The sequence below is a fragment of the Pseudomonas sp. P5_B2 genome (assembly GCF_056400445.1).
The window spans coordinates 1-716 of sequence record NZ_JBFULH010001317.1; the positions used below are offsets into that span (position 1 = coordinate 1).

The following is a 716-nucleotide window of genomic DNA, read 5'->3' on the forward strand; positions in this document are numbered from 1 at the left end:
ATGGTTGGGACATCAAGTCGCTGATGAGTTATGTCGGGTGGAAAGACATCAAGTCAGCGCTGAGGTACGTGGACGCTGGCTCCTCTTTTGGCGGACTTGCGATGAGACCACCAGCGCCCAAAATGGATCTCCTTTGAAGTCGTCTTACAAGATTGGTTTGGCACAAGCGTCTAGGTCAGACTACCTGCCATTTCCGTCCGATTCCGCCCAGTTGTGAGTGCGTATTTGCTACTTCTGGCTGAACTCCCATCGACCTTAGCTCGAATCCTTTCGCCAAGACCTGCGGCTAGACGTCGCAGGGTTTAACCGCCACAGTTTTCTAGGCTATTCCACCATGGATACAAGAATGCTCACCGTTCGAGAGGTTTACCAGATACTCCGTGATGCTTCTGTCGCTTCACGCTCAATGCGCCGAATCACCACGACCAGTTGGGACGAGATCTACTGCGGATTGATGACCGTCGACTTCGATGGCTGGGTCATCACATTCTTCAACGACTGTGGAACCCTAGACTACTGTGATAGCTGCTTCAGCCCCGAAGGCCGGAAGTACGACTTCAGCTCAAGAGATGCAGTTGATCCTGTAGAGCTTTTGGCCCCTGAAGAGCATCGCCAACTCGAGGAAATGCTCCGCCGCATCTCATGACACCCTTTAAGTTCTGCTGCACCGCGCACTCTTCGTGCAATCGCCCGCCAATATTCGGCTGGATAAAAGC

At 52.8% G+C, this 716-nt stretch carries 1 protein-coding gene; it reads left to right on the top strand.

Annotation, left to right across the window (positions count from 1 at the left end):
- The first annotated feature begins 334 nt into the window (after positions 1-334).
- Positions 335-646 (top strand): DUF7693 family protein, encoded by a 312-nt coding sequence (locus AC1DRJ_RS30965; protein ID WP_477805463.1) that lies wholly within the window; start codon positions 335-337, stop codon positions 644-646.
- The last annotated feature ends 70 nt before the right edge of the window (positions 647-716 follow it).

What these genes read in the sequence shown, in the direction of transcription:
- AC1DRJ_RS30965 (WP_477805463.1), top strand. Translation starts at nt 335, where the DNA reads ATGGATACAAGAATGCTCACCGTTCGAGAGGTTTACCAGATACTCCGT.